The organism is Pseudomonas sp. LG1D9 (genome assembly GCF_002949995.1).
GTDB lineage: Bacteria > Pseudomonadota > Gammaproteobacteria > Pseudomonadales > Pseudomonadaceae > Aquipseudomonas > Aquipseudomonas proteolytica.
Genome location: NZ_CP026881.1, coordinates 3,754,173 through 3,769,552 on the forward strand (window position 1 = coordinate 3,754,173; position 15,380 = coordinate 3,769,552).

At 60.9% G+C, this 15,380-nt stretch carries 18 protein-coding genes; 5 read left to right on the forward strand and 13 right to left on the reverse strand.

Features of this window, described 5'->3' with window-relative positions; all coding sequences use genetic code 11:
- Positions 1-167: 167 nt before the first annotated feature.
- The 3 genes from C5F71_RS17580 to C5F71_RS17590 are packed head-to-tail and all read right to left on the reverse strand — an operon-like array spanning position 168 to position 3,566.
- Positions 168-1,067 carry an acyltransferase gene (locus C5F71_RS17580; protein ID WP_104911618.1) on the reverse strand — a complete coding sequence of 300 codons (900 nt, stop codon included), beginning with the start codon at positions 1,065-1,067 and terminating at the stop codon, positions 168-170.
- Positions 1,068-3,167: a phosphate acetyltransferase gene (gene pta / locus C5F71_RS17585; RefSeq protein WP_092233580.1), complete on the reverse strand. Its 2,100-nt coding sequence runs from the start codon at positions 3,165-3,167 to the stop codon at positions 1,068-1,070.
- A 60-nt stretch (positions 3,168-3,227) separates the two neighbouring features.
- Positions 3,228-3,566 (reverse strand): DUF3565 domain-containing protein, encoded by a 339-nt coding sequence (locus C5F71_RS17590; protein WP_071610070.1) that lies wholly within the window; start codon positions 3,564-3,566, stop codon positions 3,228-3,230.
- Between C5F71_RS17590 and C5F71_RS17595 the strand changes: the two genes are divergently transcribed.
- From C5F71_RS17595 to C5F71_RS17605, 3 genes are all read left to right on the forward strand, one after another.
- The gene (locus tag C5F71_RS17595) at positions 3,535-4,020 is read left to right on the forward strand and encodes a peptidylprolyl isomerase (protein WP_092233582.1); all 486 of its coding nucleotides are present in this window, start codon (positions 3,535-3,537) and stop codon (positions 4,018-4,020) included. The two genes, C5F71_RS17590 and C5F71_RS17595, sit on opposite strands and share 32 nt — an antisense overlap.
- Before the next feature lie 136 nt (positions 4,021-4,156).
- A complete protein-coding gene (locus C5F71_RS17600; protein WP_104911619.1) occupies positions 4,157-4,639 on the forward strand; it encodes a glutathione peroxidase in 483 nt (160 codons plus the stop codon).
- Between the two features lie 150 nt (positions 4,640-4,789).
- Entirely contained in the window at positions 4,790-5,893 is a 1,104-nt protein-coding gene (locus C5F71_RS17605) for an NADH:flavin oxidoreductase (RefSeq protein WP_104911620.1), read from the forward strand.
- Between the two features lie 92 nt (positions 5,894-5,985).
- Here C5F71_RS17605 and C5F71_RS17610 read toward each other — a convergent pair whose 3' ends face one another.
- The 3 genes from C5F71_RS17610 to cysZ form a co-directional block, all read right to left on the reverse strand.
- Positions 5,986-7,164 carry a glycosyltransferase family 1 protein gene (locus tag C5F71_RS17610; RefSeq protein ID WP_169852056.1) on the reverse strand — a complete coding sequence of 393 codons (1,179 nt, stop codon included), beginning with the start codon at positions 7,162-7,164 and terminating at the stop codon, positions 5,986-5,988.
- Between the two features lie 78 nt (positions 7,165-7,242).
- The gene (locus C5F71_RS17615; protein WP_029295589.1) at positions 7,243-8,235 is read right to left on the reverse strand and encodes a cytochrome-c peroxidase; all 993 of its coding nucleotides are present in this window, start codon (positions 8,233-8,235) and stop codon (positions 7,243-7,245) included.
- A gap of 83 nt (positions 8,236-8,318) precedes the next feature.
- A complete protein-coding gene (gene cysZ / locus C5F71_RS17620) occupies positions 8,319-9,074 on the reverse strand; it encodes a sulfate transporter CysZ (protein ID WP_029295586.1) in 756 nt (251 codons plus the stop codon).
- Between the two features lie 292 nt (positions 9,075-9,366).
- Here cysZ and trxB point away from each other — a divergent pair, with 292 nt between their 5' ends.
- Positions 9,367-10,329, forward strand: coding sequence for a thioredoxin-disulfide reductase (trxB, locus tag C5F71_RS17625; RefSeq protein WP_029295584.1), 963 nt, complete (start codon positions 9,367-9,369; stop codon positions 10,327-10,329).
- Between the two features lie 266 nt (positions 10,330-10,595).
- Here the strand turns inward: trxB and C5F71_RS17630 are convergent, their stop codons facing one another.
- The 5 genes from C5F71_RS17630 to C5F71_RS17650 form a co-directional block, all read right to left on the reverse strand.
- A complete protein-coding gene (locus C5F71_RS17630; RefSeq protein ID WP_029295581.1) occupies positions 10,596-10,934 on the reverse strand; it encodes a HopJ type III effector protein in 339 nt (112 codons plus the stop codon).
- A complete protein-coding gene (locus tag C5F71_RS17635) occupies positions 10,927-11,223 on the reverse strand; it encodes a DUF1244 domain-containing protein (protein WP_032857713.1) in 297 nt (98 codons plus the stop codon). Before C5F71_RS17635 ends, C5F71_RS17630 begins: the two co-directional genes overlap by 8 nt.
- Positions 11,224-11,247: 24 nt before the next feature.
- A complete protein-coding gene (gene folX / locus C5F71_RS17640; RefSeq protein WP_029295577.1) occupies positions 11,248-11,619 on the reverse strand; it encodes a dihydroneopterin triphosphate 2'-epimerase in 372 nt (123 codons plus the stop codon).
- A 55-nt stretch (positions 11,620-11,674) separates the two neighbouring features.
- A complete protein-coding gene (gene folM / locus C5F71_RS17645; protein WP_104911621.1) occupies positions 11,675-12,385 on the reverse strand; it encodes a dihydromonapterin reductase in 711 nt (236 codons plus the stop codon).
- Between the two features lie 61 nt (positions 12,386-12,446).
- A complete protein-coding gene (locus C5F71_RS17650) occupies positions 12,447-13,007 on the reverse strand; it encodes an antibiotic biosynthesis monooxygenase (RefSeq protein WP_029295573.1) in 561 nt (186 codons plus the stop codon).
- 214 nt (positions 13,008-13,221) lie between these two features.
- Here C5F71_RS17650 and C5F71_RS17655 point away from each other — a divergent pair, with 214 nt between their 5' ends.
- On the forward strand, positions 13,222-14,181 hold the full coding sequence (locus tag C5F71_RS17655; protein ID WP_104911622.1) for a MerR family transcriptional regulator: 960 nt from the start codon (positions 13,222-13,224) through the stop codon (positions 14,179-14,181).
- Between the two features lie 2 nt (positions 14,182-14,183).
- Here C5F71_RS17655 and C5F71_RS17660 read toward each other — a convergent pair whose 3' ends face one another.
- Both C5F71_RS17660 and C5F71_RS17665 read right to left on the reverse strand, forming a co-directional pair.
- Positions 14,184-14,789: a hypothetical protein gene (locus C5F71_RS17660; protein WP_070996812.1), complete on the reverse strand. Its 606-nt coding sequence runs from the start codon at positions 14,787-14,789 to the stop codon at positions 14,184-14,186.
- Between the two features lie 58 nt (positions 14,790-14,847).
- Positions 14,848-15,315, reverse strand: a complete 468-nt coding sequence (locus C5F71_RS17665) for a PAS domain S-box protein (protein WP_104911623.1) — start codon at positions 15,313-15,315, stop codon at positions 14,848-14,850.
- Between the last annotated feature and the right edge of the window lie 65 nt (positions 15,316-15,380).

Here is a 15,380-nt window from a genome sequence, read left to right on the forward strand (position 1 = left end):
CGCCATAAAAAGCCCGCCACCGATCACTCGGTGGCGGGCTTTTTATCACACTTTAAAGGTCAACACCGTCAATGTGGGAGCTGGCTTGCCTGCGATTGCAGGAGGCCAGGCAATGCACTTATCTCTGACAGACCGCTATCGCAGGCAAGCCAGCTCCCACATCGTGATCACCTATTGCCTGGGTACTCGATGTGAAGTCGGCTCAGCAGAGCATCCTTGTCTTCCCATAACTGGTTGATCCATCCCTGGAACGCCAGCCGATACTCCCCATCCTGCTCATAATTCTTGCCAATGAACTCGGCCGGGATCTGCACCTCTTCAAACTGCACAACCACGTCTTTGACATTGCCGCACAGCAAGTCCCAGTACCCCGGACGCCCGTCAGGGTAGTGGATCGTCACGTTCACCAATGACTTCAACTGCTCGCCCATGGCATCCAGCACAAACGCAATGCCACCGGCCTTGGGCTTGAGCAGGTAACGAAACGGCGACTGCTGCTGCGCATGTTTGCCTGGGGTAAAGCGTGTGCCTTCGGCAAAGTTGAAAATGCCCACCGGGTTGTCACGGAACTTTGCACAGGTCTTGCGGGTGGTTGCCAGGTCCTTGCCTTTCTTCTCCGGGTGTTTTTCCAGGTAAGCCTTGGTGTAGCGCTTCATGAAGGGGAAGCCCAGCGCCCACCAGGCCAGGCCAATCACCGGCACCCAGATCAGTTCCTGTTTGAGGAAAAACTTCAGCGGGCGGATCCGCCGGTTGAGCACGTACTGCAACACCATGATATCGACCCAGCTCTGGTGGTTGCTGGTCACCAGGTACGAGTGCTGGTAGTCCAGGCCTTCCAGGCCCTTGATGTGCCAGCGTGTGCGGCGCACCAGGTTCATCCAGGTGTTGTTATTGCTGATCCAGGCCTCGTGGGTCTGGTTCATCAGCCATTCGCTGAAGCGCTTGGCGAACGGCAGCGCCTTGAACAACGCGACGATAAACAGGAATGAACACAACAGGATGGTGTTCAACGCCAACAGCAGCGAGGCGATCACCCCGCGCAGGGGGGCAGGCAGAAAGTCCAGCATTTAGGCATCCATAGGTCGGTTGGCGGCTTGAATCGCGGTCAGGGCGATGGTGTAGACGATGTCATCTACCTGGGCCCCACGGGGCAGGTCGTTCACGGGTTTGCGCAGGCCTTGCAGCATCGGGCCGAGGCTGACGCAATCGGCACTGCGCTGCACCGCCTTGTGGGTGGTGTTGCCGGTATTGAGGTCGGGGAACACAAAGACCGTGGCCTTGCCCGCCACCAGGCTGTTGGGCGCCAGTTGCCGGGCGACGTTTTCGTTGGCCGCTGCGTCGTACTGCAACGGGCCGTCGATCAGCAGCGAGCTTTGCTGTTCGTGGGCCAACAAGGTGGCCTCGCGGACTTTTTCCACTTCCTCGCCACTGGCCGAGTCTCCGCTGGAATAGCTGATCATCGCCACGCGCGGGGTAATGCCGAAGGCGGCGGCCGAGTCGGCGCTTTGCAGGGCGATTTCCGCCAGCTCCGCGGCGCTGGGGTGCGGGTTCATCACGCAGTCGCCGTAGACCAGCACCTGCTCGGGAAACAGCATGAAAAACACCGACGACACCAGGGTGCAACCCGGCGCCGTTTTAATCAGCTGCAATGCAGGGCGGATGGTATTGGCGGTGGAGTGGATCACCCCGGACACCAGCCCATCCACCTCATCCAGCGCCAGCATCATGGTAGCGATCACCACGGTGTCTTCCAGTTGCTGCTCGGCCATCGGCGCGTTGAGGCTTTTGCTCTTGCGCAGCGCCACCATCGGCTCGACGTAGCGCTGGCGGATCAGGTCCGGGTCGAGAATTTCCAGGCCTTCGGGCAGTTCGATGCCATGGGCGCGGGCCACGGCCTCGACGTCGGCCGGCTTGGCCAGCAGCACGCAACGGGCAATGCCGCGGGCCTGGCAGATGGCGGCGGCTTGCACGGTCAACGGCTCGCTGCCTTCGGGCAGCACGATGCGCTTGTTGGCGGCCTGGGCGCGCTGGATCAACTGGTAGCGGAATACCGCCGGCGACAGGCGCATCTCCCGTGGTGTACCGCAACGCTGGTGCAGCCAGCGCGCATCCAGGTGACTGGCGACGAAATCGGTGATGATCTCTGCGCGTTCGCGGTCATCAATCGGGATTTCCTTGTTCAGGCTGTTGAGCTGGTTGGCGGTGTCATAGGACCCGGTGCTCACCGACAGCACCGGCAAGCCGGCCTGGAACGCACCACGGCACAGCTCCATGATCCGTGGGTCAGGCAGGGTGTCGCTGGTCAGCAGCAGGCCGGCCAGGGGCACGCCATTGATCGCGGCCAGGCTGACGGCGAGGATGATGTCGTCGCGATCCCCCGGTGTCACCACCAGCACGCCGGGCTTGAGCAGCTCCACGGTGTTGCGCATGGTGCGCGCGCAGATGATGATTTTGCTCATGCGCCGGGTTTCATAGTCGCCTGCGTTGAGCACTTGCGCGCCCATCAGGTCGGCCACGTCACGGGTGCGCGGGGCGTTGAGCTCGGGCTGGAACGGAATACAGCCGAGCAGGCGGAAATCGCCACTGCGCAGCAGCGGCGAATGCTCCTTGAGACGGGCGGCGAAGGCCTCCATGCTCTCGTCGGTCTGCACCTTGTTGAGAATCACGCCGAGCACTTTCGGGTCTTTCGGGCCACCGAACAGTTGCGCCTGCAATTCCACACGCCCGGACAGTTCGGTCAGCACTTCGTTTTCCGGGGCCGAGACCAGGATGACTTCGGCATCCAGGCTTTTTGCCAGGTGCAGGTTGACCCGTGCCGCATAGCTGGCGCTGCGGGTCGGCACCATGCCCTCGACAATCAGCACGTCCTTGCCCACGGCGGCCTGTTGGTAAAGGGTGATGATCTCTTCGAGCAACTCATCCAGCTGGCCATCGCCGAGCATCCGCTCGACATGGGCCAGGCCCAGTGGCTGCGGTGGTTTCAGGCCATGGGTACGGGCCACCAGCTCGGTGGAGCGCTCAGGCCCCGTGTCGCCGGGATGGGGCTGGGCAATGGGCTTGAAAAACCCGACTTTCAGCCCGGCCCGTTCAAGGGTACGCACCAGCCCAAGGCTGATGGAGGTCAGACCCACACCAAAGTCGGTGGGCGCGATAAAAAAAGTCTGCATGCGAATTCTCTGAAGGTGCATGGCTTCGGTGGTGCGCTATGGCTGCGCGCCGACCGGGAATCAGCTGCCAAGGGTATCGTTATCCGGGCGCTGCGCACACCAGCCACAGGCAAAGGGCTGGCCTATTTTTGCCAGGCGTTGCGCCGCATCCAGCACCCAGCCCCGGGATTGCCAGGGCGGTTGGTGCCGTAGGTGCTGCGTATGGCCGCAGGACAGCGTGGCGACCCAGTGGCCGTCCGCGTCCTGATGAAATCCGACGACCGTCGAGTCACTGGATCGACTCCGTCTGTCCGGGTTGTGTTCGCTTTCGGGCAAATCCTTGTTTAGACTTGTCCGTTCTTCATTCTTATGCAAAAGGTCTCGCCCCATGCCGATCGCCGCCAACAAGGCTGTCTCCATTGACTATACCCTGACCAACGACGCTGGTGAGGTCATCGACAGCTCCGCCGGCGGCGCGCCGCTGGTCTACCTGCAAGGCGCAGGTAACATCATCCCGGGCCTGGAAAAGGCCCTGGAAGGCAAAGAGGTTGGTGATGAGCTGACCGTTGCCATCGAACCTGAAGATGCCTATGGCGAGTACTCGGCCGAACTGGTCAGCACCCTGAGCCGCAGCATGTTCGAAGGCGTCGACGAACTGGAAGTGGGCATGCAGTTCCACGCCTCCGCGCCGGACGGCCAGATGCAGATCGTGACCATCCGCGACCTGGATGGCGACGACGTCACCGTCGACGGCAACCACCCGCTGGCCGGCCAGCGCCTGAACTTCCAGGTCAAGATCGTTGCCATCCGCGACGCATCCCAGGAAGAAGTGGCTCACGGCCACGTGCACGGCGAAGGTGGTCACCACCATTGATTGACGGGCTACGGCCGGTCAGTTGAAAAGAAAGGCGCCTTCGGGCGCCTTTTTTGATTGGCGGCTATTCTTGCCGACTTGGCGGCTGTAATCTCGAAATGCCGTTAACCAGAATATGGGAAACCTGGAGTGTGTCATGAGTGCTTTCCACGACCTTAAACTCAAAGCCCTGGATGGTCAGGAGCTGCCTCTGGCGCCCTATAAAGGGCAAGTCGTGCTGGTGGTCAATGTCGCCTCCAAATGTGGGCTGACCCCGCAATATGCGGCGCTGGAAAACCTCTACCAGCTATACAAGGATCAGGGGTTTACCGTGCTGGGCCTGCCGTGCAATCAGTTTGCTGGCCAGGAGCCGGGTACGGAGGAAGAAATCCGCGAATTTTGCAGCCTCAACTACGGGGTGACCTTTCCATTGGGCAGCAAGCTGGATGTGAACGGCTCCGAGCGCCATCAGTTGTATCGCTTGCTCGCGGGCGAGGGGGCCGAGTTTCCCGGGGATATCACCTGGAATTTCGAGAAGTTCCTGTTGGGCAAGGATGGGCGGGTTTTGGCGCGATTCTCCCCGCGCACTGCGCCAGATGACCCGACGATCATCCAAGCCATCGAAAAAGCCCTGGCCTGATCCATGTAGGAGCCGGCTTGCCGGGTCCTGCAATGTGTTGTGTAGCTCCCGGCTTTTGCATGTTAATCACTGAAATCAATAGTGCTACCCAGCAGCGCCCGCACTCCATATTATCCGCATCATAAAATCCCTCTCGTGCGGAGTGCTCCCATGCCTGTCCAAGCCTTGTTCAAACCTTTCCAGCTCGGTGCCCTGCAACTGCCGTCCCGTGTGGTCATGGCGCCGATGACCCGCTCGTTTTCCCCGGGTGGCGTACCCAATTCCAAAGTGATCGAGTACTACCGTCGCCGCGCCGGGGCCGGCGTAGGCCTGATCATCACCGAAGGCACGGTAGTGGGCCATCAGGCTTCCAACGGTTACCCGAATGTCCCGCATTTCTACGGTGCAGCGGCATTGGCAGGCTGGAAGAAAGTGGTCGATGCGGTGCATGCCGAAGGCGGCAAGATCGTCCCGCAGTTGTGGCACGTCGGCAGCGTACGGCGTATCGGCACCGAGCCGGACGCCAGCGTGCCGGCCTACGGCCCGATGGAAAAACTCAAGGATGGCAACGTGCTGGTCCACGGCATGACGGTCCAGGATATCCAGGAGGTGGTCGCTGCCTTCGCCCAGGCGGCCAAAGATGCCCAGGATATTGGCATGGACGGTGTGGAAATCCACGGCGCCCACGGTTACCTGGTCGACCAGTTCTTTTGGGAAGGCAGCAACCAGCGTACGGACGAATACGGCGGCAGCCTGGCCAACCGTTCGCGGTTTGCCATTGAATTGATCCAAGCCGTGCGGTCTGCCACAGGCCCCGATTTCCCGATCATTTTCCGTTTCTCCCAGTGGAAGCAGCAGGATTACACCGCGCGTCTGGTGCAAACCCCCGAGGCCCTGGGGGAGTTCCTCAAGCCGTTGGCCGACGCCGGTGTGGATATTTTTCACTGCTCCACCCGTCGGTTCTGGGAGCCGGAGTTCGAGGGCTCCGAGCTGAACCTGGCCGGTTGGACCCGTAAGCTCACCGGCAAGCCGACCATCACCGTGGGCAGTGTGGGCCTGGATGGTGAGTTCCTGCAGTTCATGGTCAATACCGACAAAATCGCTCAGCCAGCGAGCCTGGAAAAACTGCTGGAGCGCTTGAACAACGATGAGTTCGATCTGGTGGCCGTGGGCCGTGCGCTGCTGGTCGACCCGGACTGGGCGGTGAAGGTGCGTGAAGGCCGTGAGGGGGATATCTTGCCCTTCAGTCGCGAGGCGCTGACCACTCTGGTTTAGGGGGGAATTGACGGGCGCCATCGCGGGCAAGCCCGCTCCCACAGGTTGATTGCATTCCAATGTGGGAGCGGGCTTGCCCGCGATAGGGCCCATCAGGTCAGCTTCGAACCGCCCGTCTCCATCACATCCTCACCACACGCCCCGCGCAATTGCTGTTCAAACCGCTCGATAATCGCCGGCCAGCCCTGGCGACTGGCGTGCTGGCGCGCGTTCAGGCGCACCCGACGCAAGCTCTCGGGTTCTTCCAGCAACCAACAGGCGGCATCGCAAAACGCATCCTCATCCCCCGGCATCGCCACGGCACCACTGTAGCCATGGCGGATGTGCTGGGTGGCGGCCGCCTGGTCGTAGGCCACCACGCCCAATCCCGATGCCATCGCTTCGAGCACCACATTGCCAAAGGTCTCGGTGAGGCTGGGGAACAGAAACAGGTCCCCCGACGCATAGTGGCGCGCCAGTTCCTCACCGCGTTGTGTGCCGCAGAAAATTGCGCCGGGGAGGGCCTTGGCCAGTGCCTCGCGTTGCGGCCCATCGCCGACGACGATCAGCGTCAGTCGGCGCTGTGGATAAGTCGCCTGCAAGGCCTCGAGGCAGCGTTTGAGCACACCGAGGTTTTTCTCCGGTGCCAGGCGGCCTACATGCATGACGGCAATGTCCTCAGTGCCCAGCCCCCACTGTTCACGTAGGACGTTGTCACGTCTGGCTGGGTGGAACAGCTGGCTGTCGACGCCGCGCGATAACAGGTCCAGGCGTTCGAAGTGGCGGCGTTCCAGTTCCAGGCGCTGGCTGACGCTGGGTACCAGGGTCAGGCTGGAGCGGTTATGGAACCAGCGCAGGTAGTGGGTCAGGATGCGGCTGAGCATGCCCAGGCCGTATTGGCTGGAATACTGCTGGAAGTTGGTGTGGAAACCGCTGACCACGCTGATCCCCAGGCGCCGTGCCGCCCGCAAAGCCGACAAGCCCAGCGGGCCTTCGGTGGCGATGTACAGCACGTCTGGACGCTGGCGTTTCCAGCGCCGCAGCAGTTTGTGCATGGAGGACTGGCCCCATTGCAGGCCGGGATAACCCGGTAGAGGCCAGCCGCGACACAGCAGCAGGCCGTCGTCGCTCTGGCGACTCAAGTCGCCAGTCTGGCGCGGGCGCACCAGTTCCACCTGATGTCCACGTGCGCGCAGGCCGTCACACAGGCGGCCAAGGGTGTTGGCCACGCCGTTGATTTCCGGTGGGAAGGTTTCGGTAATCAGGGTGATATTCAGGAAAGCTGTCGTCATGCAGCCAGTGTCGGCGCGGGCCATGTCGCCATTGTGTCGTCGCAATGACGGATTTATGACGACCGGCCCGCTACCGGCTTAGTTGAACGGCGCAGGACGCGGGGTCTTGGCCGAGGAGGGCGGGAGGATCGGCAGCTTGAAGTCCGGCTGGTCGCCGGTCAGGGTGTCGAGGAACGCGACAATCTGGCTGACCTCATCGGTGCTCAACTTGCGCCCCAATTGCAGGCGGGCCATGACGTCTACCGCTTCGCTCAGGTTCCAGTAGGCACCGTCGTGGAAGTAGGGGTAAGTCAGGGCGACGTTGCGCAAGGTCGGCACCTTGAACATCATCCGGTCCTGATCCTTGCCGGTCAGGCCTGCCACGCCTTGGGCCGGGTTCTTGGTGGCATAGGGTTCGACCATGCCCATTTTCTGGAAGGTGCTGCCACCGACCGCCTCGCCGTTATGGCAGGCCACGCAGCCGATGCTCTTGAACAACTGGTAGCCCTGCGCTGCCGTGGCGCTGATGGCTTTTTTATCGCCCAGCAGCCAGCGGTCGAACGGGGCGTTGGGGGTGACCAGGGTTTCTTCGAAGGCCGCGATGGCGTTGGTCACATCGTCGAACTTGATGCCGTCATCGCCATACACTTTCTTGAACGAGGCCTGGTATTGCGGGATCGAGCGCAGCACGTCCACGGCCAGATCATGGGTGAAGCCCATTTCGCCCGGGTTGGAGATCGGGCCGCCGGCCTGCTCTTGCAGGGTTGCCGCGCGTCCATCCCAGAACTGCGCAACGCTCATGCTGGAGTTGAGCACCGTCGGTGAGTTGATCGGCCCCTGGTGCCAGTTATGGCCGATGGAGGTGGGCAGATTGTCGCTGCCGCCCATGCTCAGGTTGTGGCACGAGTTGCAGGATATGAAGCCGGACTTGGACAGGCGCGGGTCGAAGAACAATTGCTTGCCCAACTCGACCTTGGCGGCGTCAGTGATTTTCGCCGGCTGCACCGGCAAGATCGGCTCGTTGGCGGCAGCGGCCCCCCAGGCCTCGCCGCCCAACATCAACCCAAACATCAGCATCAACGGTCTGTACATGGCTTGCTCCCCACAGGCTTATAGTTTTAATAACCATGTGCTTTATGTGGGCAAATCGTCATGATCCAGGTCAATCGAACAGATTAGGGCTTTTGCGCCAGCATGGTTTCGGCGCCGCGCTCACGCACCCAGAACAACGTCGCCCCGGCCACCGCCGCGGGCATCATCAGCAGGTTGACCACCGGCACCAGCAACACCAGGTAAACAATCCCACCGAAGCTCATGCTCTGCCAGCGCTTCTGCCGCAGCCAGGCGAGCATTTCGTTCCAGCCCAGCTTGTGGTTATCGGCTGGGTAGTCGATGTACTGGATCGCCATCATCCATACCCCGAACAGCAGCCACAGGGGGGCGGCGATCAGGTTGACCACGGGAATGAACGACAGGATAAACAGGCCGATGGCGCGTGGCAGGAAGTAGCCGAGCTTGCGCATTTCCCGCGCCAGTGTGCGCGGGACCATGGCGAACAGTTCGGCCCAACTGAAGGCCGGGAAGTCATCGGTACCGCGCACCACTACTTCGACCTTCTCGGCGAGAAAACCATTGAACGGCGCTGCGATGATATTGGCGAGCATGGTGAAGCTGAAAAACACCATAAAAGCCACCAGCAGCACGAACAGCGGCCACAGGATGTAGCTGAGGAAACTCAGCCAACTGGGCAGCGTTGGCATCAAGGTGTCGACCCATAGGCTGAACTGATGGCCAGCAAAATAGATCAATCCGACGAACAGTATCAGGTTGATCGCCAGGGGCAGCAGGACGAACAGGCGCAGGCCTGGGCTCAAGACCAGTTTCAGGCCTTCGCGCAGGTATTGTGGGCCTGACAGAACGGGGGCGGGCATGGGTAACTCCGGGTAAAAGGGCAAACGCGCCGACCTTACCGGCTTTGCGAAAGCGGTGAAAGCACGGTCAGCGAGTCGACATTAACGGTAACAAACATGTCGATTAATAGGGGGCACAGGATAGAGACCACCTATGAGCTGGATTGTTATTCCGTATTTCCTTAATCTTGCCCCCCTCTATACGCTGCACCCATTATTTTCAGGGCCTGCGAGTTCAAGCCTTCCCCAAGTGCTTCGCGGTCCTTTTTTATTCCAGCCGCTCTGTAGTCCGGGCGGTCGATAGGAGTGAGTCATGTCTGATACCCGTCATTCGCGAGTGATTATTCTCGGTTCCGGCCCTGCCGGTTACAGCGCTGCGGTCTACGCGGCCCGGGCCAACCTCAAGCCGTTGCTGATCACCGGCATGCAGGCGGGTGGTCAGCTGACCACCACCACTGAAGTCGACAACTGGCCGGGCGACGTCCATGGCCTGACCGGCCCGGTGCTGATGGAACGCATGAAAGAACACGCCGAGCGCTTCGAGACCGAAATCGTCTTCGACCACATCAATGCCGTGGACTTCTCGAAAAAGCCCTACAGCCTGACTGGCGACAGCGGCGTCTACACCTGTGACGCGCTGATCATCGCCACTGGCGCCAGCGCCCGTTACCTGGGCCTGCCATCGGAAGAGGCCTTCATGGGCAAGGGCGTTTCCGCCTGCGCGACCTGCGATGGTTTCTTCTACCGCAACAAGCCGGTGGCGGTGGTCGGTGGTGGTAACACCGCCGTGGAAGAAGCACTGTACCTGGCCAATATCGCCAGCACCGTGACCCTGGTTCACCGTCGCGAAACCTTCCGCGCCGAGAAGATCCTGATCGACAAGCTGCACGCGCGGGTTGCCGAAGGCAAGATCATCCTCAAGCTCAACGCCAACCTGGACGAAGTCCTGGGCGACAACATGGGCGTGACCGGTGCGCGTTTGAAGAACAACGATGGCAGCTTCGACGAGCTGAAAGTCGACGGCGTATTCATTGCTATCGGCCACACCCCGAACACATCGTTGTTCGAAGGCAAGCTGACCGCCAAAGACGGTTACCTGGTGGTGCAGGGCGGTCGTGAAGGCAACGCCACCGCGACCAACATCGAAGGCATCTTTGCCGCTGGCGACGTGGCCGACCACGTCTACCGCCAGGCCATCACCTCGGCCGGCGCCGGTTGCATGGCAGCCCTGGATGCCGAGCGTTACCTCGATGGTTTGAAAGACGCTTCTTTCTAAACCGTTGCAATAAAAAAACCGGCCGCGCGGCCGGTTTTTTTGTGGCGAGCGGGCTTGACCCGCGTTGGGTGGCGAAGCCGCCCCAAAACCTGCTGGCTCGGTACACCTGAAACAACCGCGGTGCCTGAAGTGGGGCTGCTACGCAGCCCAGCGCGGGGCAAGCCCGCTCGCCACAGGGAAGTTCGTCAGTTTCTGGAAGTTGTGTAGATACCTACCGCCATCGCGGGCAAGCCCGGCTCCCACATTGACCGGGTTGGCAAGCTGGATCAGCGGCGGGTCAAAGGCGGCTGGACAAACTTCACTCCCGCCAACCCATGCTCGATCAACGCGCGGATGTTGCTGTGATCTGTGCCCTCAGGCGTCGCCAACACCGAACGGTAATGCTCGCCGAACGCCAGCAAAGCCTGCTGGTCGCTCAAGCCTTCGAGCAGCGCCAGGCCCAGGGTCTTGCACGAGCCTTCGTTCTGCCCAGCGGCGTTTTCTACGCTGCCATTGGTAAAGGCCTGTGGCTGGTAGTCGTAGCCAGCGGCGATGAAGGCCAGGGTATCGGCAAACTGGTGTTCGCCGCTGTCGAGGCTGGTGTGCAGGGTGTTCAGGTCAGTCATGGGTTTTTCCTTTGGCAAACGCCGCTTGTTGTTCGGCGCTGGCTTCTTGCTGGTACTGGGCTTTCCACTCGGCGTACGGCATGCCGTACACCACTTCGCGGGCGTCATCGAGGCTGACTTCGATCTGGCGTTCGTCGGCCTCGGCCTTGTACCACTTGGACAGGCAGTTGCGGCAGAACCCGGCAAGATTCATCAGGTCGATGTTCTGCACATCCTTGCGGCTGTCCAGGTGCGCAACCAGGCGGCGGAAGGCAGCAGCTTCGAGTTCCAGGCGTTGTTGATCGGTCATAGGGTTCACGCAGATTCAGGGGGGTTAACGGCTGGCCGCGAGCGTAATCGATACCGATTCGGCAAAGCGCAGCGCATGGGGCTTGTCGACTTCGACTTCGGCATACAGCACCGACTCATTGCTCATCACCAGGTCCAGCACTTCCTGGGTCAGGCGTTCGAGCAGGGCAAAGCGGTTGCTTTCGACGTGGGCGATGATGGCCTTGGTGATGGTGCGGTAGTTCAAGGCGTGGTCGATATCGTTGTCGCGCACGGCGTCTTGTGCGGCATACAGGATGGTCAGGTTGATCAACACATCCTGCTTGTTGAGGATTTCATCCTCGTTGATGCCAATAAAGGTACGCAGACACAGGTCCTTGACCCGGATGCGCGCCATACCTGGTTGAAGTTGTGGCATTGCTACTTGCTCCGTCCAATCAGTTGCAGGAACCCCAGGCGGCTGGTGTTCGGGTTTACTTGACATGGCGCCCGCCATTGACGGTCAGGGTGGTGCCGGTCACATAAGGGTTGTCCAACAGGTAACGCACGCTCTGGTAGATCACCTCAGGCCCGGGTTCGATACCCAGTGCCGACTTGGCCAGGACCTTGGCGCGATAAGCCGCGTCGTCGCCTTCGTTGAACATCACCATGGCTGGCGCGATGCCATTGACCTTGATCCGAGGCGCGTATTGGGCGGCGAAGGACAGGGTCAGGCTGTCGAGCCCGGCCTTGGTGGCGCAGTAGGCGATATGCTGGCGGCTGCCCTTGCGGGTTACGTCGTCGCTGATATGCACAATGTCGGCCGGCGTCGAGCCTCTGAGCAAGTCAGCACAATGCAGGTTGATCAGGTACGGCGCAAGCATGTGCACGCTGAACATATCGATAAAGGCGCTGGCCTCGTCACCAGGTGTCTCTGCGGCCCAGGTCGAGGCGTTGTGGATGATTGCCCGCAGGCTGTCGGTATGGGTCTTGAGTTCGCTGATGAACGCCAGGATACCGGCCTCGGACGAGAAATCGGCAAATACGCCCACCGCGCCACGCTCGCGCAAGGCCTGCACACCGGGGCGTTCACTGCGATAGCTGAAGATCACCGGTTGCTTTTCATCCAGCAGGCGCTGGGCGCAGTGCAGGCCGACACGTTGGCCGGCGCCGGTGATGAGGATCGGGGCGGGGGTACAGGTCATGGGAAGCTCGGGTCGCGGGCAAGCTAAAACTATACCAGCGACCGGCCTGTAGTGGATCGGCTCAAACGGTTGCTTCGCCAGGTTTTACCCGGCGCGGGGCAGGATTGAGCCAGCCCGCCAGCAAATGGGTCGACAGGGGAATAAACAGATAGACCATCAAGGGCGTCAGGGCCAGGGTGCTGACCAGCACGCGGCTGAACAAGCCCAACTCGGCCAACAACGGTTCCAGGCCGACGTTGAACAGCAGTGACACCGGGAAAAATGCCAGCCAGATCGCCACGGCCTGTTTCCAGCGCGGTGGGCGCTGGCCCGCCGCGCCAAACCAGCCCTCCATGCCGCTGACACGATGCTCCATGGGGTCGGCGAACAATTCGCTGCCGCGCCCCAGCCAGGCGCTGCGCGAGGCGGAGAACTCCCAGGCGTGCAGGGTCTGCTCGTCGGCGAAGCGGAAGATGATTTGGAATTCGCCACCGTCGGCAGGCGGTGCAAGCACGCCTGAACCCAGGTAGCCGGGGAAGTCAGTGGCCAGTTGCTCGCCTTCGCGTAGCCAGCTCATCATGTCTTGATAACGACCTTGGGCGGCGCGGCGCGCAACCATCAAGGTGACGGGTAGGGTAGACATTGTGTATCTCCGAATGCATGGGAGCGCAGCACCGGGTAGGTGGCGTCCCTGGCGAAACCGCAGGGTAGGGCGGCGACGCAGAAAAACAGGCAAGGATTATTCCTGATTTGACGAAATACGCCAGCGGCATTGGACGGCTGGGCAGGCCCCTTGAAAAAGACAGGTATACAAGCGTTAAATGGGATCCAACTTCGTATAAGTTTCTGGTCATTTTATGCCTGTAATCACAGCCCCTTCCCCCGGTCTTGAGCATGACGGCCTGTCCGCTGCGGATGAGTTGTTCCCGATTCGCGAAGTCGCAAGATTGACAGGTATCAACCCGATCACCCTGCGTGCGTGGGAGCGCCGTTATGGTTTGATCCAGCCGGTGCGCACCGAAAGTGGGCATCGCCTGTACACGCAGAAGGACATCGACACCGTTCATCGCATTCTGGATTGGATCGAGCGGGGCGTGGCAGTCAGCAAAGTCGGCAAGATTCTCGCCCGGGATGATGCGCAACTGTCTTCACTGCAACACCCACAAGAAGGCAGCGGTGAGCTTGAGTGGGCGCAGTGGCAGCAGCAGTTGCAACTGGCCATCGGTGCGTTTGATGAGCTGCAACTGGAGCGCCTGTACGGGCAGGTCTTTGCGGCCTACCCCGCTTCAGTGGCGTTTCAGGACATCCTGATGCCCCTTTGGCGCCAATTGCTGCGGCATCAGGGCCGTTTTGGCCAGGCCAGCGAATGGCTGTTTTTCGACAGCTTCTTGCGCGCGCGAATTTCCCAGCGCCTGCAACTGGCCCGCGCCGGCCGTACGCCGCAGGTACTGTTGGCAGCCATTGCCGGTGAATGCCGAGAACTGGAATTGCTGGTGGCGGGGCTCATGCTCAATGGTGATGAACTGGCCGTGCATGTGCTGAACGTGGGCCAGCCCCTGGATGAGTTGACACTGATCTGCGAGAAGACCCGCCCGCAGGCGCTGGTGCTGTTCTCCAACCGTTCACCCACCCATGAGTTACCCAAGCGGTTGGCCCGATTGGCCCTGACCCTGGAGTGCCCGCTACTGCTGGCCGGTGATGCCTCGGACATGGCCGAGCAGCTACTGGCCGGTACTGCCATTGGCTGCCTGGGCAATGAGGGAAGGCTGATGCAGCGGCGCTTGCAGCAGTTTTTAAGGGGAACCCTGGATACCTGAGATCAGGCGTGCACCTCAGGGTGGGCCAGGCGGTGCTGTTGCAGGATGAACTGGCGCAGGCGCTCGGTTTCATCCACATCACCCTGGCTCAAGCGGTAGGCAAACAGCCCGCGAGCGGTCTCGCGCTCCAGCGTGCCACGCACCGCAATCCTCTCGTAGCCGGACGGGCTGAACCACATCGAGAAAGTCCTGGGTGGTTTGCTACGGCCACGGGACTGTACCAGCAAGCCCTTGAACGATACTTCATGTACCCACAGCGCCCCGGGCTGGCCCTTGACGTTTTCCAGGGCGACCGGCTCTTCGAGGACCAGGCGCCAAGGCCGGATCATTGGCCCGTCCTCGAAAATGCTCGGTACTCCCAGGCGAAGGTGCAGGGCATGAAACTCGTCCTCCACCAATTGCAGGGGGAAGGTCATCTGCTGGTTATCGAACTGCGCCTGGATCGTCACCTGTTCATGGGCCGCAAGGCGCGTGAGCAAGTCGCGGATCTGCGCGCCGCCATTGACCGTCAGGCTCGACGACACATCCCGCACATTCAGTTGCGGGTTGTGGTGCATGTTCTGGATGAAGTCCAGTTCGTCCTGGGTCAAGAGCGTGTCGCGTTGCATTGATGTGGCTCAAGGAAAGGCGTGATTAAACTGATTATCACCCTAAAGACCGTGTTTTCTAAAGTTTGTTAGATCCGCTCGTCGCCCGGAGTGCTGCCAGCTCGGCTGTAAGCTGCGCCACCTGGGCTTCAAGCTGGGCTACACGCTGCTGGGCCTTGACCTGAACCGTTACATCTTTTTGCACGCCAACGAAGTACGTCTGCTGATCGGCCTGATTGTAAACCGTCGATAATGACAGCTCATTCCAGAAGTGCGTGCCGTCCTTGCGGAAGTTGCGCAGGATTTCCCGGCACGCGCCGCCAGTGTCCAGGGCTTCGCGGATGGCCATCAGGGCCGGCTGGTCACGGTCACCCGATTGCAGGAAGCGGCAATCCTGGTAAAGGATTTCGTCCAGGCTGTAGCCGGTCATGCGTTCGAAGGCCGGGTTCACGTAAATCAGGGGCTTGTCCTTGCCCTCCCTCTCAGCCACGGTGATCCCGTCGTTAGAGGCATTGATCACCATCTGCATCAGCTTGGCGTTGATCATTGAGCGATCCATAGCGTGTTTGTGGATTTCGTAGTGTAAGACAACTCACGCGGCTGCCAACTGCT